Source organism: Streptacidiphilus jiangxiensis (assembly GCF_900109465.1).
Taxonomy (GTDB): domain Bacteria; phylum Actinomycetota; class Actinomycetes; order Streptomycetales; family Streptomycetaceae; genus Streptacidiphilus; species Streptacidiphilus jiangxiensis.
The window spans coordinates 619945-641786 of the sequence record NZ_FOAZ01000001.1 but is presented as its reverse complement, the minus strand read 5'-3'; the positions used below and the strand labels follow the sequence as shown (position 1 = coordinate 641786).

Annotated in this window: 19 protein-coding genes and 1 tRNA gene; 5 read left to right on the top strand and 15 right to left on the bottom strand. The window is 72.6% G+C overall.

From position 1 onward, the window contains the following. Positions 1-78 precede the first annotated feature (78 nt). The 5 genes from thrC to BMY61_RS02760 all read right to left on the bottom strand — a co-directional run bounded on the left by thrC (position 79) and on the right by BMY61_RS02760 (position 6379). Positions 79-1155: a threonine synthase gene (gene thrC / locus BMY61_RS02780; protein ID WP_042458511.1), complete on the bottom strand. Its 1077-nt coding sequence runs from the start codon at positions 1153-1155 to the stop codon at positions 79-81. 6 nt (positions 1156-1161) lie between these two features. Continuing rightward, entirely contained in the window at positions 1162-2457 is a 1296-nt protein-coding gene (locus tag BMY61_RS02775) for a homoserine dehydrogenase (protein WP_042458514.1), read from the bottom strand. A 224-nt stretch (positions 2458-2681) separates the two neighbouring features. Next, entirely contained in the window at positions 2682-4079 is a 1398-nt protein-coding gene (gene lysA, locus BMY61_RS02770) for a diaminopimelate decarboxylase (RefSeq protein WP_042458519.1), read from the bottom strand. A gap of 88 nt (positions 4080-4167) precedes the next feature. Continuing rightward, complete coding sequence (gene argS / locus BMY61_RS02765) at positions 4168-5826, bottom strand: arginine--tRNA ligase (protein WP_042458523.1); 1659 nt, start codon at positions 5824-5826, stop codon at positions 4168-4170. A 112-nt stretch (positions 5827-5938) separates the two neighbouring features. Beyond that, entirely contained in the window at positions 5939-6379 is a 441-nt protein-coding gene (locus tag BMY61_RS02760; RefSeq protein ID WP_042458527.1) for a response regulator, read from the bottom strand. A gap of 141 nt (positions 6380-6520) precedes the next feature. Between BMY61_RS02760 and BMY61_RS02755 the strand changes: the two genes are divergently transcribed. Continuing rightward, a tRNA-Arg gene (locus BMY61_RS02755) sits at positions 6521-6592 on the top strand. A 79-nt stretch (positions 6593-6671) separates the two neighbouring features. Here BMY61_RS02755 and BMY61_RS45845 read toward each other — a convergent pair. Further along, entirely contained in the window at positions 6672-7430 is a 759-nt protein-coding gene (locus BMY61_RS45845; RefSeq protein WP_425314661.1) for a tyrosine-type recombinase/integrase, read from the bottom strand. An 89-nt stretch (positions 7431-7519) separates the two neighbouring features. Here BMY61_RS45845 and BMY61_RS45840 point away from each other — a divergent pair, with 89 nt between their 5' ends. Next, on the top strand, positions 7520-8029 hold the full coding sequence (locus BMY61_RS45840) for a hypothetical protein (RefSeq protein ID WP_042458535.1): 510 nt from the start codon (positions 7520-7522) through the stop codon (positions 8027-8029). Positions 8030-8347: 318 nt separating this feature from the next. On the opposite strand, the gene BMY61_RS02740 is transcribed toward BMY61_RS45840, so the two are convergent. Continuing rightward, the gene (locus BMY61_RS02740) at positions 8348-8689 is read right to left on the bottom strand and encodes a hypothetical protein (RefSeq protein ID WP_042458538.1); all 342 of its coding nucleotides are present in this window, start codon (positions 8687-8689) and stop codon (positions 8348-8350) included. Between the two features lie 167 nt (positions 8690-8856). Between BMY61_RS02740 and BMY61_RS02735 the strand changes: the two genes are divergently transcribed. Continuing rightward, positions 8857-9453 carry a VOC family protein gene (locus BMY61_RS02735; protein ID WP_042458540.1) on the top strand — a complete coding sequence of 199 codons (597 nt, stop codon included), beginning with the start codon at positions 8857-8859 and terminating at the stop codon, positions 9451-9453. A 125-nt stretch (positions 9454-9578) separates the two neighbouring features. On the opposite strand, the gene BMY61_RS02730 is transcribed toward BMY61_RS02735, so the two are convergent. The 7 genes from BMY61_RS02730 to BMY61_RS02700 all read right to left on the bottom strand — a co-directional run bounded on the left by BMY61_RS02730 (position 9579) and on the right by BMY61_RS02700 (position 19040). Next, positions 9579-11099 carry an aromatic amino acid ammonia-lyase gene (locus BMY61_RS02730; RefSeq protein ID WP_082015594.1) on the bottom strand — a complete coding sequence of 507 codons (1521 nt, stop codon included), beginning with the start codon at positions 11097-11099 and terminating at the stop codon, positions 9579-9581. A gap of 91 nt (positions 11100-11190) precedes the next feature. Beyond that, entirely contained in the window at positions 11191-11703 is a 513-nt protein-coding gene (locus BMY61_RS02725; RefSeq protein ID WP_042458542.1) for a hypothetical protein, read from the bottom strand. A gap of 109 nt (positions 11704-11812) precedes the next feature. Continuing rightward, the gene (locus BMY61_RS45835; RefSeq protein WP_052439442.1) at positions 11813-12580 is read right to left on the bottom strand and encodes a prepilin peptidase; all 768 of its coding nucleotides are present in this window, start codon (positions 12578-12580) and stop codon (positions 11813-11815) included. A gap of 99 nt (positions 12581-12679) precedes the next feature. Then, complete coding sequence (locus BMY61_RS02715) at positions 12680-14362, bottom strand: mucoidy inhibitor MuiA family protein (RefSeq protein WP_236656628.1); 1683 nt, start codon at positions 14360-14362, stop codon at positions 12680-12682. Then, on the bottom strand, positions 14359-16413 hold the full coding sequence (locus BMY61_RS02710; RefSeq protein WP_075003723.1) for a DUF4139 domain-containing protein: 2055 nt from the start codon (positions 16411-16413) through the stop codon (positions 14359-14361). Before BMY61_RS02710 ends, BMY61_RS02715 begins: the two co-directional genes overlap by 4 nt. A 236-nt stretch (positions 16414-16649) precedes the next feature. After that, positions 16650-18338: a DUF885 domain-containing protein gene (locus tag BMY61_RS02705; protein WP_143094128.1), complete on the bottom strand. Its 1689-nt coding sequence runs from the start codon at positions 18336-18338 to the stop codon at positions 16650-16652. Between the two features lie 21 nt (positions 18339-18359). After that, positions 18360-19040 (bottom strand): rhomboid-like protein, encoded by a 681-nt coding sequence (locus tag BMY61_RS02700; RefSeq protein WP_042458619.1) that lies wholly within the window; start codon positions 19038-19040, stop codon positions 18360-18362. 90 nt (positions 19041-19130) lie between these two features. Between BMY61_RS02700 and BMY61_RS02695 the strand changes: the two genes are divergently transcribed. Beyond that, a complete protein-coding gene (locus tag BMY61_RS02695) occupies positions 19131-20042 on the top strand; it encodes an AurF N-oxygenase family protein (RefSeq protein ID WP_042458548.1) in 912 nt (303 codons plus the stop codon). A gap of 43 nt (positions 20043-20085) precedes the next feature. Further along, positions 20086-20832, top strand: coding sequence for a TetR/AcrR family transcriptional regulator (locus BMY61_RS02690; RefSeq protein WP_082015595.1), 747 nt, complete (start codon positions 20086-20088; stop codon positions 20830-20832). Positions 20833-20964: 132 nt separating this feature from the next. Here BMY61_RS02690 and BMY61_RS02685 read toward each other — a convergent pair whose 3' ends face one another. Then, positions 20965-21831, bottom strand: a complete 867-nt coding sequence (locus BMY61_RS02685; protein WP_042458551.1) for a fumarylacetoacetate hydrolase family protein — start codon at positions 21829-21831, stop codon at positions 20965-20967. Between the last annotated feature and the right edge of the window lie 11 nt (positions 21832-21842).

The following is a 21842-nucleotide window of genomic DNA, read 5'->3' as shown; positions in this document are numbered from 1 at the left end:
GCACCTCCCGGCCGAAGGCTGGGGGAGGAGCCGCACATCAGCAGAGCCCCGCGCCCCTGAGGTCGCTGCGACCGACTCTCAGGCGAGCCCGAGGCGCTCGGCCGCCGCCGTGGCGTCGATCGGGACGATCGTGGGCTGCGGGGCGCCCGCGACGGCCCAGTCGGGGTCCTTGAGGCCGTTGCCGGTGACCGTGCAGACGATGCGCTGACCCGGGTCGATCAGCCCCTGCTCGTGCGCCTGGAGCAGGCCCGCGACCGACGCGGCCGAGGCCGGCTCGACGAAGACGCCCTCGCGGGAGGCCAGCAGCCGGTACGCCGAGAGGATCTGCCGGTCCGTCACCTTGTCGATGAGGCCGCCCGACTCCTCCCGCGCGGCCAGCGCGTAGTCCCAGGAGGCGGGGTTGCCGATCCGGATCGCGGTCGCGATCGTCTGCGGGGAGAGCACCGGCGCGCCGTCGACGATCGGCGCGGAGCCCGCCGCCTGGAAGCCGAACATCCGCGGCGTACGCGAGGACAGACCGTCCTTCGCGTACTCCTTGTAGCCCTTCCAGTAGGCGGTGATGTTGCCCGCGTTGCCCACCGGCAGGACGTGGATGTCGGGGGCGTCGCCCAGCGCGTCCACGATCTCGAAGGCGGCCGTCTTCTGGCCCTCGATGCGGACCGGGTTGACCGAGTTCACCAGCGCCACGGGGTACTTGTCCGAGAGGTCCCGCGCCAGGGTCAGGCAGTCGTCGAAGTTGCCGTCGACCTGGAGGATCTTCGCGCCGTGGATGAGAGCCTGCCCCATCTTGCCGAGCGCGATCTTGCCCTGCGGCACCAGCACCGCGCAGACCATCCCGGCGCGTACCGCGTACGCCGCCGCCGAGGCGGAGGTGTTGCCGGTGGACGCGCAGATGACTGCCTGCGCGCCCGCCTCCTTGGCCTTGGAGATGGCCATGGTCATGCCGCGGTCCTTGAAGGACCCGGTCGGGTTGGCGCCCTCGACCTTGAGGTAGACCTCGCAGCCCGTTCGCTCGGAGAGCAGCTGCGCCGGTACGAGGGGCGTGCCGCCCTCGAGCAGGGTCACCACGGGCGTGGAGGCGGTGACCGGGAGCCGGTCGCGGTACTCCTCGATGAGGCCGCGCCACTGGTGGGTGTGCTGGAGGGTGGTGCTCATAGTGGGTTACTCCCCTTCGACACGCATGATGCTGGCCACGCCGCGGACGTGGTCGTGGGTGCGCAGTTCGGCGACGGTGGCGGACAGCGCGGCGTCGGTGGCGCGGTGCGTCACGACGACAAGCGAGGCGTCGCCGTCCCGGCCCTGCTGGCGGACGGTGTCGATGGACACCCCGTGCTCGGCGAAGACCGTGGCGACCTGGGCGAGGACACCCGCCTTGTCGGCGACGTCCAGACTGACGTGGTAGCGGGTGACCACGTCGTCCATGGGGTTGACGGTGAGCTGAGCGTACGCGCTCTCGCCCGGTCCCGTCGCACCGGCCACCTTGTTGCGGCAGACCGCGACGAGGTCACCGAGGACCGCGGACGCGGTCGGCGCGCCGCCGGCGCCCGGGCCGTAGAACATCAGCTGGCCGGCGGCGTCCGCCTCGACGAAGACGGCGTTGTAGGCGCCGCGCACGGAGGCCAGCGGGTGGCTCAGCGGGATCATCGCCGGGTGCACGCGGGCGGTGACCGACTCCTCGCCGTTCTCGTCCTTGCTGCGCTCGCAGATGGCGAGCAGCTTGACCACGCAGCCCATCGCCTTCGCGGAGGCGATGTCGGCGGCGGTGACCTCGGTGATGCCCTCGCGGAACACGTCGGCGGCGACCACACGGGTGTGGAAGGCGATGCCGGCCAGGATCGCGGCCTTCGCGGCGGCGTCGAAGCCCTCGACGTCGGCCGTCGGGTCGGCCTCGGCGTAGCCGAGCGCAGTGGCCTCCTCCAGTGCCTCGGAGTAACCCGCGCCGGTGGTGTCCATCTTGTCGAGGATGAAGTTGGTCGTGCCGTTGACGATGCCGAGCACCCGGTTGACCTTGTCGCCGGCCAGGGACTCGCGCAGCGGGCGGATCAGCGGGATCGCCCCGGCCACGGCGGCCTCGTAGTAGAGGTCCGCGCCGGCTTTCGCCGCCGCCGCGTGCAGCGCGGCGCCCTCGACGGCCAGCAGGGCCTTGTTGGCGGAGACGACGGACTTGCCGCCCTCGAACGCCGAGAGGATCAGCGAGCGGGCGGGCTCGATGCCGCCGACGACCTCGATCACGACGTCGATGTCGTCCCGAGCGACCAGCCCCTCGGCGTCGGTGGTGATCAGGTGCTCCGGCACGCCGGGACGCGGGCGCCCGGCACGGCGGACGGCCACGCCCGCGAGCTCGACGGGCGCACCGATGCGCGCCTCCAGGTCGGCGGCGTGCGTCGTCATGATGCGTGCCACCTCGGAGCCCACTACTCCACAACCGAGGAGCGCCACCTTGAGCGTACGCATCATCCGACTCCGTCCTGCCTTGGTACCGGCGAGAAGCCGGCGTCTGGTGTTGGCCTGTGGTCCAAGTCTCCGTGACTCGCCCGACGAATCTTCGGCCGTTCCAAAGACTGAGACGCAAATTCCGCTGCTCGATACCGAGCCGCGGGAAATCCTTCGGCTTGTCCGGCCCTCGTCCCGGTGCTTGTCCGGCTCTCGTCCGACACTCGTCCGATCGTCCGGTCCGGCTCTCACCCCATGTCGAGGCGGAGCAGGTCCTCCTCCGTCTCGCGGCGGACGATGACCCGCGCCTGGCCGTCGCGGACCGCGACGACCGGCGGGCGCAGCGCGTGGTTGTAGTTGCTGGCCATCGAGCGGCAGTAGGCACCCGTGGCCGGTACCGCGAGCAGGTCGCCCGGCGCCAGGTCGGCCGGGAGGAACGCATCGCGGACGACGATGTCGCCGGACTCGCAGTGCTTGCCGACGACCCGGCTCAGCATCGGCTCGGCCGCCGACGCGCGCGAGACGAGCGCGACGCTGTACTCGGCGTCGTAGAGGGCGGTGCGGATGTTGTCCGACATGCCGCCGTCGACGCTGACGTAGGTCCGCAGACCCTCCAGCGGCTTGATCGTGCCGACCTCGTACAGCGTGAACGCCGTCGGCCCGACGATCGCCCGGCCCGGCTCGACCGACAGCCGCGGCACGGCCAGCCCCTCCGCCGCGCACTCGCGCCGCACGATCTGCGTCAGCGCCGTGGCGATCTCCTGCGGCCCCTGCGGGTCGTCCTCGCTGGTGTAGGCGATGCCGAGGCCGCCGCCGAGGTCGATCTCGGGCAGCTCCACCCCGTGCTCGGCCTTGACCTGCGCCAGCAGCCCGACCACGCGTCGCGCCGCCACCTCGAAGCCGGCCATGTCGAAGATCTGCGAGCCGATGTGCGAGTGGATGCCGGCCAGCTCCACGCCGTCCAGCGTCAGCGCCCGCCGCACCGCCTCGGCGGCGTCGCCGCCGGTGAGCGAGAAGCCGAACTTCTGGTCCTCGTGGGCGGTGGCGATGAACTCGTGGGTGTGCGCCTCGACGCCGACCGTGACACGCAGCAGGATCCGCTGCCGCACGCCCTGCTCGTGGGCGATCCAGGACAGCCGGGCCAGCTCCTCGAAGGAGTCGACCACCACGTGCCCGACGCCGGACTTCACGGCGTACTCCAGCTCGGCGCGGGTCTTGTTGTTGCCGTGCAGCGCGATCCGCCCGGCCGGCATGCCGGCGCTCAGCGCGACGGTCAACTCGCCGCCGCTGCACACGTCGACGCTCAACCCCTCCTCGTGCAGCCAGCGCACCACGGCGCGGGAGAGGAACGCCTTGCCGGCGTAGTAGACGTCCGCGTCCAGATGCGAGAAGGCGTCCTGCCAGGCGCGGCAGCGAGCCCGGAAGTCGGCCTCGTCGAGGATGTAGGCGGGCGTGCCGAACCGCTCGGCGAGCGTCAGCACGTCCAGACCGGCGACGCTCACGATGCCGTCCGCCGTGCCGCGTTCCACCGTCGCGGACCACACCTTCGGGTCGAGGGCGTTGAGGTCGGCGGGTGGGGCGGCGTAGTGGCCCTCGGGCAGCACGTCGCCGTGCCGGGGACCTGCGGGGTGGGCGGAGCGGCTCATCTCATCGCCTTGTCTCTTCGCGCTTCGCGCTCTTCGCGTCCTTGCACGAGGGGCCCGAAGCCTTCCGGCTTCGGGCCCCTGCTTACTGCTACATCCGTTCGGGCGCGGAGACGCCCAGCAGCCCGAGGCCGTTGGCGAACACCGTCCGCGTCGCCTCGACCAGCAACAGCCTGGCACGGTTCAGGTCGGTGACCTCTTCGTCGCCGCGCGGCAGCACCCAGCAGTTCTCGTAGAACCGGTGGTAGTCGCCAGCCAGTTCCTCCAGGTAGCGCGCGACACGGTGCGCCTCCCGCAGCTCACCGGCGGAAGCCAGCACGCCCGGGAACTTCCCGAGCTGACCGAGCAGCTGGTTCTCCCAGGGGGTGCTGAGCAGTTCCGGCTTGAAGTCCTCGGCGGTGCTCTCGATGCCCATCTCGGCCGCGTTGCGAGCGATGGAGCACATGCGGGCGTGCGCGTACTGCACGTAGTAGACCGGGTTGTCCTTGGTCTGGCTGGTCAGCACGTCGATGTCGAGCGTGAGCGTGGAGTCGGTGGGGACGCGGGCGAGCGAGTAGCGCGCCGCGTCGACGCCGATCCAGTCGACGACGTCGTCGATGGTGATGATGTTGCCGGCGCGCTTGGACATGCGAACCTCTTCGCCGTCCTTGAGCATCTTCACGAACTGCCCGATCAGCACCTCGATGTTGTGCGACGGGTCGTCACCCGCGCACGCCACGATGGCCTTGAGGCGGCCCACGTAGCCGTGGTGGTCGGCGCCGAGCATGTAGACGCTGACGTCGTTGCCGCGATCTCGCTTGTTCAGGTAGTACGCGGCGTCCGAGGCGAAGTAGGTGGTGTCGCCGTCGGCCTTGATCAGGACGCGGTCCTTGTCGTCACCGAAGTCGGTGGTGCGCAGCCAGACGGCGCCGTCCTGGTCGTAGACGTGGCCCTGCTCGCGGAGCCGCTCGACGGCCTTCTCGACGGCGCCGGAGTCGTGCAGCGACTTCTCGGAGAACCAGACGTCGAAGTGGACGCCGAACTCCTCCATGGAGCGCTGGATCTCGGCGACCATGAGGCGGAGCCCCTCGGTGCGGAAGCTCTCCAGCTGGGTCGCGTCGTCCAGCTCCAGGATCCCCGGGACCTGCTTGACGATCTCCGCGGCGATGTCGTTGATGTACTCGCCGACGTAGCCGTCCTCGGGGACGGGCCGGCCGTTCGCGGCGGCCTGCAGCGAGGTGCCGAACTTGGAGATCTGCACGCCGGCGTCGTTGATGTAGTACTCGGTCGTCACGTCGGCGCCGCAGGCGCGCAGGATGCGCGCGAGGGAGTCGCCGACGGCGGCCCAGCGGACACCGCCGATGTGGATCGGGCCGGTCGGGTTGGCGGAGACGAACTCCAGGTTGATCTTCTGGCCGGCGAAGGCGTCCCCGTGGCCGTACTGCGCGCCCGCGGTGACGACGGTCCGGGCCAGCTCGCCCTGGGTGGCGGCGTCGAGCGTGATGTTCAGGAAGCCCGGCCCCGCGATGTCGATCTTCGCGATCCCGGGCAGCTCTCGGAGTCGCGCGGCGACCAGCTCGGCCACCTGTCGCGGCGGCTTGCCGGCGGCCTTGGCCAGCTGGAGCGCGACGTTGACGGCGTAGTCGCCGTGGTCGCGGTTCTTGGGACGCTCGACGTTCACCGTCTCGGGGACGGCGACGGTCAGCTCGCCCGCCTCGACGGCGGCGCTGACGGCGGCCTGGACTGCCTGGGAGAGCTCTGCGGGTGTCACGGGGCAAGCCTAGGCGAGACCGCCCCCAACCCTCACATCAGTTCTGCCGTCCGAGACGCGCCGCCTTCGAGCACCCCCGCCGCGGACCCTCGCCGCGGACCCACGCGAGGTTTCACTGCGTTCGCTGTGGGCGAACCCCTCGGACCTCCTCGGAGGCCCCGCAGCCCCGGCGCACCTCACGCCCCGTGACCAACCGCCGCACCAGCGCCACCAGATCCATCGGCTCGAACGGCTTCGCCAGATACCCGTCGACCCCGACGGACTCCCCGCGCTCCAGATCCAGCTGCGTACAGGCACTCACGATCGCTATCGGCAGATGACTCGTCCGCGGATCGGCCCGCAACTGCGCCGCCGTCCGCAGCCCGTCCAACCGGGGCATCACCACGTCCAGCGTGATCACATCCGGTTGCACGGAGTGCACGACATCCAGACACTCGGCCCCGTCGGCGGCGGTCACCACCTCAAAGCCCTCGAGCTCCAGGTTCACCCTGATCAGCTGACGGATCACCGCGCTGTCATCGACAACGAGCACCCGCCCCGACTCGCCTGACACATCACTGAGGGTATGCGGAGGAACCACTCTTCGTCCTCGTTTTGCCCACTTCCACGGGAACTGGTGAGGAGACCTTCCGAAAAGCCTGTACGCGAGCAGGGGGTCCGGGCTGGTAGTGTTCTCCACGTCGCAAGACAGTGCGCCCCCGTAGCTCAGGGGATAGAGCACCGCCCTCCGGAGGCGGGTGCGTAGGTTCGAATCCTACCGGGGGCACTTCGCAGGAAACGCAACAAAAGCCCAGGTCAACCGGGATGTCCGGTCCGCCTGGGCCTTCGTCGTTTCTGAGGCCCGATCAGGCCCGTGCCCCTTGCGCGCCCAACTCGTCGGGCGGGGTGCCTTTCTGACCCGGCTTGCGCCGCTTCGGGGCGAGCGCCTTGGTGATCGCGTCGGCGATGCCGTCAGCGATCAGCCGGTCCCGTTCCCCGCGTATGTGCTGGTAGCGCAGGGCCGCGTCCATGGTCGAGTGGCCCATCCGGTGCATCAGCTCACGGGTGCTCGCACCGGCGTCGGCCGCCATGGCGTTGCCGAAGTGCCGCAGGTCGTGGAACCGCGCCTTGCGGACCTGGGCCTTGATCAGCGCGGCTGTCCACAGGTGGTGGAAGTTGCTCCGCCGCAGCAGCCCGGAACGCGGACCCACGAACACTCGGCCATCCGGACCGTCCTCGGCGAACCAGTGCAGATGCGTCTCCACGTCTCGCGCGATGGGCTCGGGGAAGGCCACCGGTCGGACGCCGGCCGCGCTCTTGGGCAGCTTCACCCGCAGGTCTCCGGTCGCGAGCTCCGCTTGGTCCTGACGGATGCGGATGATCCGACGCTCCAGGTCGATGTCCGCCCGGCGCAGCACGGCCAGCTCCCCGAATCGGAGGCTGGCGAAGGCCGCCAGGAGCACCATGGCCCAGTAACGGGCTGAATAGCGCCAGCCACGGCGTAGACCTCTTCGACCGTCAGCACGGGACGCTCTGCGGAGCTCGGGTGGTGGCGTGGCGCGGCCCCTCCCCGACCGAGCAGCGGAGGCGTACCGGGAACCTCCCACCAGCTGAGGTGCACGCATAGAAGTGCACGCATAGGGGCAGTCGGTCCAGAAGGCGTGGCGGGCAGTGGGTCGGGAACCGGGGTGACACGAGGTGCGTCCGCTCAGGAGTGGACGGACACGAGATCGCCGACGAGGACGTGCCTGCCCATGCCGGCGGCTGCGCGATCGGCTGCGCCATAGCCCTCGCGGGGCTGGTCGTGGGCTTTGCGGTGGAGGTGACAGCCACCCACTTGATGGCAGACGCCTGGACGTACTGCTACGACGCCCCCTGGCCCATGGCATACGACATGGCGGACTCCCCGCGCACCTTCATCTTCGAAGACCTTGGCTGGCTGCTGCTGTACTCCCTCTGCCTGCCCGTGGGCTTCTGGCTGGCACGTCGGCTGGCGCATCGACGAGGCAGGCTACTGAGGATCAGCGCCTGCCTGCTGGCCTCCTCAGTGTTGCTGACCGGGGTACTGGCCACAGATCTGATGCTCAACGTCTCCGCGAAGGGCGGGATGTACCAGGTGGCACACTGCCCGCGAGGCCTCCCTCCGTGGTGGCCCGGCTGGCTGCCAGCTCGTCCGGGGGCGAATCCATGCGGCAGCGGTCCCTGCCTGGGCGCGGGGCGGTGAATCTTCCGGGCTCGCGCCACAACCGCGCCAGACGAGGCGGGACTGTAGGGGGAACATCGGGAAGTCACGGGCAAGGGGTGGTGGTTTCCGCAGGTGACGGACTCGAGGTCGGCCTAGGCTACCTGGAGAGGTCCGCGAAATCCCGGTAGTCGTCCGGAAACTGGAAGCCGACCTCGCCCGGCGCAAGGTGCCAGGGCGTGTCCGCCGGACGCGCTTGCGGCGGCGGCATCAACGCTGCCGGCCGTTCGATTGCCGGGTGCATTCGCACACGCTAGCGTGAGCGCCCGCCGGCACCGGAGGGCCGCCGCTGTGGACGGATCAGCTGCGCTGCTTGCGGATCTCCTTGGCTCGCCGGTCTATGTCCGCCAGGAACCAGTCCGGGACCTCCCCCGTCGCGCGCAGGTGCAACCGCTCGTCCTGGGTGAGCTGCTCCGACGCCCGGTCGACGGCGATGGCGTAGTCCATCTTCTGGTCGCTCATCCCCTCGCGGCGCGTGTCCCCGCCCAGCCCTCCGCCACCACGGCGGGCTCCGAGCGCGTTGATCCAGCCCATCAGACCGACCCTGCGCGAGCGCATGTCCACGTGGTCGCGGACGGCGAGCCAGCACAGCCGGTCGTCGTTCAGCTTCGGGACAGCCGTCGGTTGCTGCTGCTTTGCCATAACCCCACCCCTACTGCTGCGAAGACCCATCCGAGCAGCGGCACGCTAGCACTGCGCTCCGCGCCCGGACAGACCCATACCCGCGATGTGAGCAAGCAGCCATCGCCCCTGAGGAATTACCGTGAGCGAGCAGGTGAGCGACAGGCTCGACGATTGGGGGAACGCCGATGCTGACCGGGATCGTGATCGATGCGCTGGACGTCGCGCGCATGGAGAACTTCTGGGCGGAGGCGACGCGGGGGCGCACGGGCGGTCTGCGGGTGGGGTGCGTGCCGACGGCGGTGCCGAAAGCGGTCGGCAGCAAGAACCGGGTGCACCTCGACCTCGCCGGAGGGCCCGACTGGGAGGCCGAGGTCGCCCGGCTGCTGCTGCTCGGTGCGACGCGGATCGACATCGGTCAGGGTCGCGTCCCATGGGACGTGCTGGCCGATCCGGAGGGGAACGAGTTCTGCGTCCTGCGTCCCGGCCACCCCGGCGTGCTTTCCGACTCCGGCCTCGTGGCGATCTGCATCGACATGGCCGAGGAGGACCGCTACGCGCAGTCCGCCTTCTGGCAGGCCGAGGCAGGCTGGCACGCGGTGGAGTACCACGACTGGGGCGTCCGGCTGCGTCGGACGCCCGCCAGTACGGTCTCGTTGGTGATGGGCCCGCCTGCGGCGCAGAAGGCCGGGCGCAACAGGCTCCGCCTGGAGGTCACTCAACGCGACTGGGAAACCGGCGAGTTCCTCGACCGCGGCGGCAACGAGTTCCACGTCGTCCGCTGAGGGCCGCCGCCCCGGAGCCCGACAGGGCGCGGAACGGGGACGGTCTCCACGCGACCGTCCAACCCCTCGAAGTCCTTCGCGTCCGAGGTGTGGCGGAAGCGTCGCACCGTCGGGGCAGCGGTCGGTCAGGGGCTCGACAGCAGCTCCGCCGCCGACTGGACGGCTGCGGTGAGCTGCTGGTCGGCCGGGTCCGGGGCGAGGAGCGCGGAGGCGCGGTCGAAGAAGGTGCGCAGTTCGCCCGGGCCCGGAGGGGGCTGGTCGCGGAGGCGCAGGGCGCGGACCGCGGCGAGGAGTTCACAGGCCAGGACGAGGCGGAAGGGCTCGACGGAGTCGAGCAGGCGGCGGGCGCCGGTGGAAGCGAAGCTGGAGTGCTCCTCGACGCCGCGGGAGAGGACCGCGTGGCCGAGGGTGACCGGCTGGGCGAAGGAGCGCAGTTCGGCGAGGGCCGACTGCGCTGCGTACTCGGTGATCATGATGCCGCTGCTGCCCTGGACGTCAGCCGCCAGGTACGGCGCCAGGCCGGTGAAGGCCGGGTCGGCGAGGGTGCCGAGGCGGGCGGTGGAGAGCTGGGCGGTACCGAGCAGGGCGAGGCGGAACTGATCACCGGCCAGCGCGAGAGCGGCCTGATGGAAGCCGCCGTGGTGGTGGTAGTCGAGCCGTTCGGCGTCGAGCAGCGGGTTCTCTGCGGCGGCGTTGAGTTCGACGCCGAGGACGCGGTCGAGGGCGTCCGCGGCCTCCATCGCCGCGCCGTGGACCTGTGGCAGGCAGCGCAGGCCGAAGGGGTCCTGGACCAGGGCCGGCTGCCAGTCCGTCGCGGCGAGCAGGCCCCGCATCCGCGCGGCGAGGCGGGTCGCGCCGGGGTGCGGACGGCGGGCGTGGACGGTGTCGGCGTAGGGCTCGACGGAGCCCCGCACGGCGGTGAGCGTCAGCGCGGCGACGAGCGGGACCCGGTCCAGCAGCACCTGGAGGTCGGTCGCCGCCAGGGCGGTCTGGCCGATCGTCAACGCGCTGCTGGACATCAGCGGCAGCGCGTCCCAGTGCGTCAGCGCCACCGGCTCGGGCACCGGCGCGTCCGGGTCGCCGCCGCGCCAAGGAAGCTCCCCGGCCAGGGTGAGGCCGAGCTCGCCGAGCGCGGAGAGGTCGGCCGTGCCGACCGCGCCGTAGGCGTGGACGGCGGGGACATGCCCGGAGGCGAGGGCCTGCGCGATGCGGTCCACCACGTCCAGGCCGAGCGCGGAGCCCGCGCCGAGCAGTTGGTTCAGCCGCACCGCGAGCATCGCGCGGGCCTGCTCGTCCGGGACGACCGGCCCTATGCCACCGCTGTGGCTGCGCAGCAGGTTCATCCCGAACGCGTCCGCGGCCTCGGCCGGCACGTCGGTGGTTCGGTTCACACCGACGCCGGTGGTGTGTCCGTACACACGCTTGCGCGCTGTGGCGCGCAGTGCGGCATCCCGGGCTGCACGGACCTGTTCACGCGCGTCCGGGTCAACCGTCGGGTTCACACGCCGCCGGGCGAGCGCGGCGACGTCGGCGGCGGTGAGGTCGCGGCCTGTGAGCACGCGCCGGTCGGGTGCGGGCCCGGAGTGGGCGGCAGGCGCGGGGACCGGCGCAAGGGGGACGGTCGAGCACAGCTCGGTCGACGACATGGCAGGCCATCCAACGACACGCGGAACGGTGGGACGCGACGATGGTAAATCACGTCCGGCCCGCTCCCCAGGGGTCTCTTTCGCGCCGCCGCTACGGTCGCTCCGCGACCAGTCCGCCCACCCCGGCGGCGAGGCAGAGCAGCGCCGCAACCGCCGCGACCACGGGCCCGGCCTGCATGGACGGCGCGAAGACGCCCCCGTTCTGCAGGGACTGGTGGAACTGGGCGAGCGCCGCGACGGCGCTGACCAGGAGGCCCAACCCGAGGACCGCCCCGAGCCAGGCCATCCGGACGGCCGGCGCGAGCAGCCGCAGCACCGACACCACGATCAGCGCGACACCGATCCACTGCAGGGCGTGGAGGCAGTCCACGCTGTTCGCGGAGCTGTCCGAGAGCTGACCGGAGTTGTTGTTCATCACGTCGAAGCCGGACCAGTGCAGATCGCCGCTCTCGCCGCTGTAGGAGGCCCAGGGCAGGGTGAGCGTCCAGACGGTCAGCGCGGCGAGCACGAGCGTGACCACTGCGTTGACGCGGACCCTGCCGTGAGCGGCCTGCGCGACACCGGTGGTGCGGGTCGGCGGCCCGGGGTGCGAGTACATCGTCATGGCGCCGATGGTCGGCCGGACCGCCTTTGGCAGCAAGGCCGTTGAGCGCCCAGTGGGCGGGGTGGAGAGCCGGTGCCAAGCAATCGGGCACGCGGTGCCAAGCCCCCGGTCAGAGCAGCAGCGCGAGGAGCGCGCCGACGGTCATGAACGGCCCGAACGGGATCTGCGTGCGGCGCGACGCCTTACGGGACGCGAGCAGGACGACGGCCAACACGGCCGCCAGCAGCGAGGCGTAGAGCGTGCCGGCCAGAACCGCGTGCCAGCCCGTGAAACCGAGGACCAGGCCGACGGCGCCCGCGGCCTTCACGTCGCCGAAGCCCGCGCCGCCGAAGAACGCGAGGACATAGTAGGCGGCGATCAGGACCAGGGCGGCGAGCAGCGCGCGCAGCAGCGCGGAGCCGTCACCCGGGAGGGCGAGCAGAGCGAGGAGGACAGGAAGAGCGGGGAGGGTGAGCGCGTCCGGGAGGCGTCGCAGCCGCAGGTCGAGCGCGGTGAGCGCGGCGGCGAGGACGGCGAAGGCCGCGTGTGCGGGCATCAGCAGCGAGAAGCCCTCCCGCACGACCAGTCCGCCGACGGCGAGCAACGCCCCGAGCCCGATCGGCACCGCATCGCGGCGCAGCACCGCGCGCGTCTCCGCGTCGGCCGCGGGGAACACGCCCAGCAGCCGCGGCGGACGCGCGGCCGAAGCCGCGGCTGCGTCAGTGGGAGCGGCTGCGTCAGCGGTTTCGTCAGTGGGAGCGGCTGCGTCAGCGGGAGTCCCCTCGGGCGAGGGGGACGGTGCCGGCACGGACGCCCCGGCGGCCCCGGCGGCCCCGGCGGCCTCGGCGGCCTCGGTGGCCCCGGTCGCCTCGAGCGGGTCGGGCGGCGTCTGCGGCATGGCGGCCCTCCGGTCACCGGGCTGGGGCGGTCGGACGGGGTCATCCTCGCGCACCAGGTGAACCGATGTGCGCGGTTTCGGAGATTCGCGGTCCGGCCGTCAGTCCGGCAGGGCCACGCCCCGACCGGCGACGACGTCGTAGCGGAGCCTGAGCGTGCGGCGTTCGTCCGGGGCGAGGGTGACCTCCCAACGGACCACACCGTCGGCGTCGACCGCGTCGGGCGCCGGCGCGGTCCGCTCCTTGTCGATCCGCACCTCCACCGCCGACAGCTCCGAGACCGGGACGCGCTCCCGCACGACCACCCGGGCCGGCCCCGCGTCCGCCGGGGCGAAGCGGGACAGGGCGACGACGACCTCGCGGCCGCGTACCGAACGGCCGCTGAGCGCGCCGTTCTCTCGGGACTCGGTGACCGACCGGACCGCGCGGAAGGTGTCCTCGCTGCCGAAGCCGATCTCCGCCGCCGCGCCGGGCGCGGTGAACCGGAGCTCGGCGCGGCCCACGAAGCCTCCGCGCCGGACCAGGTCGACGGGCCCCGACAGCAGCGGCTCCCGCGCCGCGTTACGGAACCGCGCCGTGCGGACGACGACCGGTGCGAGCTCCGGAGCGCACCGCAGCTCCACCGAGGCGGGCCCGGTCTCGCTCCCGAGCGCGACCCGGTGCGGCCGCCCGTCGCTCGGCACGGACAGCGGCTGCGGGACGGTCAGGCTCCGCGCCTCGCCGCCGTCGTCGACGCCGGGCAGCGTCGCGGAGACAGGTGCTCCCTCCACGCCGGCCGGCTCCTGGTCCGGGCCGAGGTCGGGGATCTCGACCTCGCGCAGGTCCACCTCCACCGTGCGACGCTCCTCCCCGCTGCGCTCCCGCAGCGTGATCACGTCCGCGGGGAGGAACGGCGGCTCGGCGGCGCGGGTCGGGCGGGCGGTGGAAAGGGTGACCTGGACGTCCTGCCACGGCTCGCCGGTGCGCTGCCACACGAAGGCGTCCCGCTCCAGCGTCAGGCGCGGCGCCTCGGGGCCGTCCTCCTCCAGGGTGGCCCGGTAGGCGGGCCGCCACAGGGCGCACGAGGTCAGGTGGCGGATCGTCAGCTCCGCGCCCGCCGGCGCCGCCGCCGGGAGTTCGACCACCGCCTCGATGTGGGCGCTGAGCACCGGCGGCCGTGCCTCCGCCTCCTCCCAGGCCTGCTGCGCGCGGATCAACTGCTGCTGCAGACGGGTCCGGCGGAAGCGGGCGTCGCGCAGCGCCTCGGCCTGCTCCTCGTGGGCCGATTCGGCGCGGTCCAGCTCCTCGGTCCAGCCCTGTGGCCGTGCCTCGCCCGCGCCCGACTCCTCGGCGACGGCGCGCCGCAGGTCGGCAAGGAGCTGGTCCAGGACGGCGACCCGGCTGTCGAGCCGGGCCACGTCCAACTCGGCGCGGCGCAGGCGCTCGGAGAGGTCGTGGACCTGCCGCTCGATCGCGGAGGCGTCCTCCCGTGGCCCGCCGGTCGCCGCGGCGGGTGGTGGCGGGGTCCAGCGCCGCACGACACGCAGGTCCAGCACGCGCGCCCCGGGCGCCCCGGAGAGCTCGCCGCGCAGCGAGTGGTCCACGACCAGCGGCGTGACCGGCCCGAGCCGCAGCCGGTGCACCCCCGCACCGAGCGTGTCGGTGGCAGCCGATGCGGCGAGCGGGAGGGTGCGGGTGAGTTCGGCGCGGTCCTCCAGGAGGGTGGCCGCCGTGACGGGCAGCGGCAGCAGCTCCGGCTGCGGTTCCCCTCCCATGTCCGCCCGCGCGACGTCGACGTCGTTCATGCGTCCCTCCGGTTGCCGCCGACCACGGCCTTGCCGGCCGGCAGGCGGAGCTGGTGACCGGCCGTCAGGGTCGGGCCGTCGCCCGGGGGGACGACGACACGCCAGCGGCGCAGGCCGCGCCGCAGTTGCTCGTCCTCCTCGGGGGCGACGACGGTCCACGGCGGGTCGGCGGGCAGGTCCTCGATCCGCACGTCCTTGTCGTCGCTGACGGGGACGCGTTCGAACAGTTCCAACGTGACGGGACGGCCGAGCCGGTTCGCGACCTCGATCTCGACGGTCTGCGCCACCACCGTGGTCCCGCCGCGCAGTCCGGTGGAGGTGGACTCGGACGTCCGCACGTGCCGCGCGACGCGCACGCCCTCCTCGACCCCGATCCCGATCCTGCGGCTCTGCCCGGGGGCGAGCGCGGGCATCGGCACCGTCGCGGTGTACTCGCCGTCGACGAGGATCTCCACCGGCCCCGGGAGCAGCGCGTGCGGGCTGGTGTTCGTCACCTCGACGGCGGCGTAGACGGACGGGTCGAGGGCGGGGACGCACAGGTGCACCGGTGTGAGCCCGATCGGGAAGTCGTCCACGGGGACGCTGTGCCGGCTCCCGTCGGCCGGGACGTCCACGGGCGCGGCCGCGTCGAAGCGGTAGGCGAAGGAGCCGGACGCCTGCCGCACCGGCACCGCGTGGGGAGGCAGCGCGGGCTCGCCGACGGCGTGGGCGGCGCACGGCTGCACCGACTCCGGCGCGAGGCGCCCGCGCCCGGCGGGGGGCGCGTCGGCACCGGCCAGGACGAGGCCGGCGTAGTCCTGCAGGGCCGGATCGGGCACCGGAACCGGGGGCGTCGGCGGGAGCGGCGGCGGCACGGACGCACCGAAGGCCGCCGCCTGGGCCTGGGGAAGGGGCACGGGTCCGCCCGGGGGTGGTCCGCCGGGGGCGGCCGGCGCGGACGGCATGGGCGGCCCTCCCGCGCGACGCGGCGCGACGGCCGGACTGCGCGGAGCGGCGCCGAGGGAGACGGGAACGGGCGGTCCGCCGTAGGGGGCGGCCGGACGCGGCCCGGCGGCGCGCGGGCCCTCCACGCGCCGTAGTGGAGCCCCGGCGGCCTCGCTCCCCACGTCCGGGGTCCGGCGGCGCGCGGCGTCGTCGTAGCCCCCGAACAGCTCCGCCGTCCCGGTCGGCGGCTCCCGCCACAACGGACCGGGCGCGGCCTCGTCCTGGCGACGGCCCAGCCTGATCGAGCGCAGCTCGGGCAGGCTCGTGCGGCGCAGCAGGTCCGCGGTGGACAGGCTGAGGCGGACGCCCGTCCAGTCCTCACCGGTCAGTTGGGCGACGCTCGCGCGCAGCGCGAGACCGCCGTCGCCGCCCGCCGAGCCGTCCAGGCGCAGCTGGTAGGAGGGGAACCAGGTCGCCCCGGGGACGACGTACTCCAGCTCCAGTTCCAGCGCGGTGGTGCCCGCCTGGACGCCCAGCAGGCTCACCACGGCATCGGCTGTGGTGCGTGCGGTCCCGGCGGGAAGGGCGTGGGAGGCCTCGGCGAGGCGGTGCCGGGCGAGGTCCAGCGCGTGCTCGGCTCCCGCCACCGCGTCCTCGGCGGCCAGCAGCTGGGGATGCAGGGCGGCCAGCCGGGTGTCGACGAACTCGGCCAGCGCGAGGAACGCCTCGACCGGTGCGGGGCGCGGCGGGTCGCCCCGCCTCGGGGTCGGCGGCACCGCCCGTAGGGACGCTGTCGCGTCCACCCGCAGGGCGAGACGGTCCCGTCGGGCGCGGGCCGCGTCGTAGGCCTCCTCGGCGGCGTCCACGTCCCGGTGGAGCGAGGCGAGCCGCTCGGGCGGGACCGGCTCGGCGCGCAGCTCGCGCCGCACGTCCGTCACCCGCGGCCCGGCGATGAGCGCCCGCGCTCGCAACGACGACGCGTCCGCGGCGAGCGGCAGCGCGCCGACCCGCACCCGCGTCACGGGCTCGCCGCCCGTCTCCACGACCACGCGCCGCCGGCACAGGGCGCCCGAGGCGTACACGGTGACGGACTCCAACCGCGACTCCGCGCCGACTTCACGCTCCACCGCGACCCCCTCCGCTAGCCGAGCCCCCACCGTATCCGGTGGGCCCGTCGGCAGCGGGGAAACCATGCAGAACCCAGGCGGCACGCGAGCAACCAGGCAATTCCCAGGGGCGCGGGGAACTGCGCGAGCAACCACCGACATGCGGATGGCCCTGCTCGTTCGGCGACTCACCACACACGGTGGCTTGTCGCGCACGCAGTTCATCGAGCAGAGCCCCGCGCCCCTGGATGGTGCAACTACAGCGCGGCCAGCTCCGAGACCAGGTCGTCGAGACCGAAGCTGCCCTGGGAGAGCGCGCGCATGTGCCAGGACTTGAGGTCGAACTCCTCGCCCCGCTCCTCCGCCGCGCGGCGCGCGGCCTCGCGGCCCGCCCGCCACGCGCGCTCGCCGAGCTTGTAGCCGATGGCCTGGCCCGGCCAGCCGAGGTAACGGATGATCTCGCTCTCGCGCATCTCCTTGGGGCAGCCGTTGAACGCCGCGAAGAACTCGTTGGCCAGCTCCGGGGTCCAGGTCTCGCCCGGCTCGAACGGGGAGTCCGCGGGGATGGTGAGGCCGAGGTGCATGCCGATGTCGATGATGACGCGGATGGTGCGCAGCATCTGCTCGTCGAGGAAGCCCAGTCGGCGGCCCGGGTCCTTGAAGTAGCCGAGCTCGTCCATCAGGCGCTCCGCGTACAGCGCCCAGCCCTCCAGGTTGGCGCTGACGCCGCCCAGGGTCACCTGGTAGGTCGACAGCTGGTCCGCCGCGGCGACCCAGCTGGCCAGCTGCAGGTGGTGGCCGGGGACGCCCTCGTGGTACCAGGTGCTGACGAGCTGCCAGGTCGTGAAGGACTCACGGCCCAGGGTCGGCAGCCAGGTGCGGCCGGGGCGGGTGAAGTCGAGGCTCGGCTCGGTGTAGTAGGGGGCGGCGGCGCTGCCCGCGGGGGCGATGCGGGACTCGACGTTGCGGATCTTGCCGCTGATGTCGAAGTGGGTGCCGTCCAGGGCCTCGATGGCCTCGTCCATGATGCCCTGGAGCCAGACCCGGATCTCCTCGACGCCCTCGATCGCGTGGCCCTCGGTCTCCAGGTACTCGATGGCCTCCTGCGGCGTGGCGCCGGGCTTGACCTTGTCCGCCTCGGCGCGGATCTCGCCCTCCAGGCGGTGGAACTCGGTCCAGGCCCAGGCGTAGGCCTCGTCGAGGTCCAGGTCGGCGCCGGTGTGGTAGCGCACCGAGCGCTGGTAGAGCTCGCGGCCGGCGGTGTCCGGGCGGCCTGCCGCGGCCGGGGTGTAGGTGTCGCGCAGGAAGGCGCGGAACTCCGCGATCGCGGCCGCGGCGGGCTCGGCGGCGGCGTCGAGCGCGGGGCGCTGTGCCTCGGGGCACTCGGCGGCGAAGCCGCGGTACCAGTTGTCCTCGTCCTCGAACCAGGCGCCGAGCTGCTCGATGACGGTCGCGACCTGGCGCGGACCGCTGACCAGGTCGCGGCGCAGGCCCTCGGCCAGCGTCTCCTGGTAGCCGCGGACGGAGGCGGCGGTGGCGGCCATGCGGCCGATCTGGCGCTGCCAGTCCGTCTCGGTCTCGGTGGGCGTCATCGAGAAGATCGCGCGGACCATGTGGATGGGCGAGGCGATGTTGTTCAGCGAGCGGAAGTGGTCGCCCGCGTCGTGCACGGCGAGCTCAGCCGTGAGGCGCTCGCGCAGCAGACGGGCACAGGCCGCCTCCGCCGGGTCGGCGAGGGCCTCGGCCGGGAGCGCGTCGAGCTCGGCGAGGGCGGTGCGGGCGTGCGCGGCATCGGCGTCGAAGCCGGCCGGGGAGATGTCGGGCTGGCGCTCATCTTCCGGGTACAGGCCGAGGGATGCCGCGACAGCGGGATTCTGGCGGGCCATCGCGTCGACGTAGGCGTCGGCGATGCCGCGCGGGGTGAGGGAGTCTGCCATGCCGGTCATCTTGCACCACGCGGAGGGGTGCTAACCCTGCGTTTTCCCGACCCGTTGCCTGACATCGCTCCAGATCTTCCCCGGATCAAGTTGTCCACGCGCTCGTCCGCGGGTCAGCGGGTAGCAGCCGACGCCGATCAGATAGGCGCACAGGTGCCCGAGGTTCGTGTAGTCGGTGCCGGCGGCGAGCAGCAGGAGGTAGAAGACGGCCGTGCCGCCGAGGTACCACCAGCGCCACGGGCGGGCGATCAGCCAGACCAGCACGCCCACGCCGCCGGACAGGCCGTAGCTGACGCCGATGTCGAGGGTGAACGCCTCGCTGCGCGAGTCGAGTCCGGCGTCGATGAGCAGCCGCACCGTGCCCTCGCTGATCAGCGTCGCCCCGACGTGGGCGAGAGCGACGACGGCCAGCCAGCGCCCGGTGCCGAGCCGTCGCTCCACGGGCACCAGGAAGATGTTGAACAGCACGAACCAGAAGAAGAAGCTCGGCGTCTCGGTCCAGAAAGCGCTGCTGATCAGGACTTTGACGGGATGGTGGGCGAGCTCGACCAGGTTGGTGCTGTGCGTCGCCAGCCACCAGTGTTTGTAGCGGGGCGACATGCGGGTCAGCGCAAGGGTGTTGAGGCCCAGGACGAAGAGCCAGACATAGGTTCCCGGGGCCGCGCAGACGTACCCCCAGGCCCGGTGGGCGAGCCCCGCGACACGCTTCATGGTCACATTCTGCCCGCTTCGTCCCACCCCGGGCCGACGATCACTCGCGTGGGCATTGACAGTGCTACTGACGCGCAGTCTTATAAGCCTATGGCGACCACTGACGCGGGACCCGTCGGCGCACCCAGCCGGGAGGAAGTCGCCGAGCGGCTCCTCGAGGCCTCCGCCCGGCACTCGTTCGACCCGGACACCGAGCTGGACTGGGACGAGCCACTCGTTCCCGGGCTCTGGTTCATGCCCGCCCACCTCGTCTCGCTCTACGACACCCCGCTGTGGCGAAGGATGAGCGAGGAGCAGCGGATCGAGCTCTCCCGCCACGAGACCGCGAGCACCGCGGCGGCCGGGATCTGGTTCGAGATCATCCTGCTGCAGCTGCTCTCCCGCCACATCCAGGCGCAGGACCCGCGCACCGGCCACGTCCGCTACGCCTTCACCGAGGTCGCGGACGAGTGCCGGCACTCCCTGATGTTCGCCCGGCTGATCACCACCCTGGGGACGCCCTGGTACGGGCCGAGCCGCACCACCCGCCGGCTCGGCTCGATCATGGCCGCCACCGCGCCGACCCCGGCGGCCTTCCTCGGCACGCTGCTGGCGGAGGAGATCCTGGACCGCACCCAGCGCGTGACGACGACGGACGAGACGGTGCAGCCCCTGGTCCGCGGCGTCACCCGGATCCACGTGGTCGAGGAGGCCCGGCACGTCCGCTACGCCCGTGAGGAGCTGCGTCGGCAGATGGCCACGGCGCCCGCCTGGGAACGCGCCTACGCCAGGCTCAGTTCCGGCGAGTCCGCACGCGTCGTCTCCCGGACGTTGGTCCACCCGCGCGTGTACGCGTCCGTCGGCCTCGACGTCGACGAGGCGGTGCGCCAGGCGCGGGCCAGCGAGCACCGGCGCGAGACGCTGCGCTGGTCGGCGGAGCGGTTGACGTCCTTCCTGGACGAGATCGGGGTGCTGCGCGGCCGCTCGGTACGCGCGCAGTGGCGGCGGTCCGGTCTGCTCTGATCCGACCCGCCCTGGTACAAGGTCGGCGGGCTATGGTGATCGGGTGACCCGACCGACCGTCGACGAGAGCCCCGCGACCACGGCAGCGCCGCGCGCCAAGCGCGGACCGTACCGGCGGCTGCCGGTCGAGCAGCGCCGCGAGCAGCTGATCGCGGTGGCCCTGGAGCTGTTCAGCCGCCACGCGCCGGAGGAGGTCTCCCTCGACGACGTCGCCGCGGCGGCGGAGGCCTCGCGGCCCCTCGTCTACCGCTACTTCCCTGGCGGGAAGCAGCAGTTGTACGAGGCCGCGCTGAAGAGCGCGGCCAGCGAACTGATCGCCCGCTTCGTCGAACCGGCCGAGGGCTCCCCCACGGAGCGGCTGGCGCACGCGCTCGACCGCTACCTCTCCTTCGTCCACGACCACGCCGCGGGTTACGGCGCGCTGCTGCGCGGCGGCTCGGCGGTGGAGACCCAGCGCACGACGGCGATGGTGGACGAGGTGCGCCGAGCCGCGTTCCGCAGCATCGTCCAGCACCTGGAGGTCGCCGAGGCCGGCCCGCGCCTCGGGCTGCTGATCCGCAGCTGGATCGCGGTGGTCGAGGCGACGGCACTGACGTCCCTCGACGAGGGCGACCTCGGCGAGCCGGAGTCCCTGCGGGACTGGCTGGTGGACGAGTTCGTGGCGATGTTCGCCGTCACAGCCCTGCACGACGCACAGAGCGCGGACGTCCTGAAGCGCCTCCTGGCCCACTACGACGGCGCCGGGCCGGGCGCGAAGCTCATCGAGGGCCTCGGCGGCCTGCTCGCGTAGCGAGCTTTCTCGGGGGCGCGAGGAACTGCGCGGGCAACCCACCCTGTGCGGATGGCCCTGTTACTGGGGGACCATCCGCACGCCGGTGGCTTGTCGCGCAGTTCCCCGCGCCCCTGGGGGTGCAACTACCTGTTACGCCTTGCCGACGGGCAGGCGCTGGGCGCCGAGGCCGTCGATCGACAGCTCCATGACGTCGCCCGGCTGCAGCCACGGCTGGCCTGGGGTGCCCATGGCCACGCCGGCCGGGGTGCCGGTGTTCACCACGTCGCCCGGCTCCAGGACCATGAACTGGCTCAGGTACCAGATCACGTACCGCACGTCGAAGATCATGTTCGCCGTCGAGCCGTCCTGGCGGGGCTCCCCGTTGACGCTCAGGCGGAGCGCCAGCGCCTGCGGGTCGGCGACCTCGTCCGCGGTGACCAGCCAGGGGCCCAGCGGGTTGAAGGTCTCGCAGGACTTGCCCTTGTCCCACGTGCCGCCGCGCTCCAACTGCCACTCGCGCTCGGAGACGTCGTTGCTGATCGAGTAGCCCGCGATCACCGCGTCCGCGGCCTCGACGGAGTCGAGGTATCGGGCGCGCGCGCCGATGACGACGGCGAGTTCGACCTCCCAGTCCGTCTTCGCGCTGCCGCGCGGGATCAGCACCTCGTCGTACGGGCCGACGACGGTGTCGCTCGCCTTCATGAAGACGACCGGCTCCGCCGGGATCGCCTGGCCGGTCTCGGCCGCGTGGTCGCGGTAGTTGAGGCCGATGCAGACGACCTTGCCCGGGCGCGCCACGGGCGCGCCGATCCGCGCGCCGGCCAGGGGCAGGCGCGGGAACTCACCGGCCTCCGCGCGCGCGGCGAGGTCCGCCCGGCGCTCGGGGCCGAGCGTGGCGAGGAACGACCCGTCGATGTCGGGCGTCACCTCGGAGAGGTCGTACGCGGCCTCCGCGTCCGCGCTCAGCAGCAGTGCGGGTCGCTCGGCGCCCGCCGGTCCTATGCGCAGGAATCGCACCTGCAGTCACC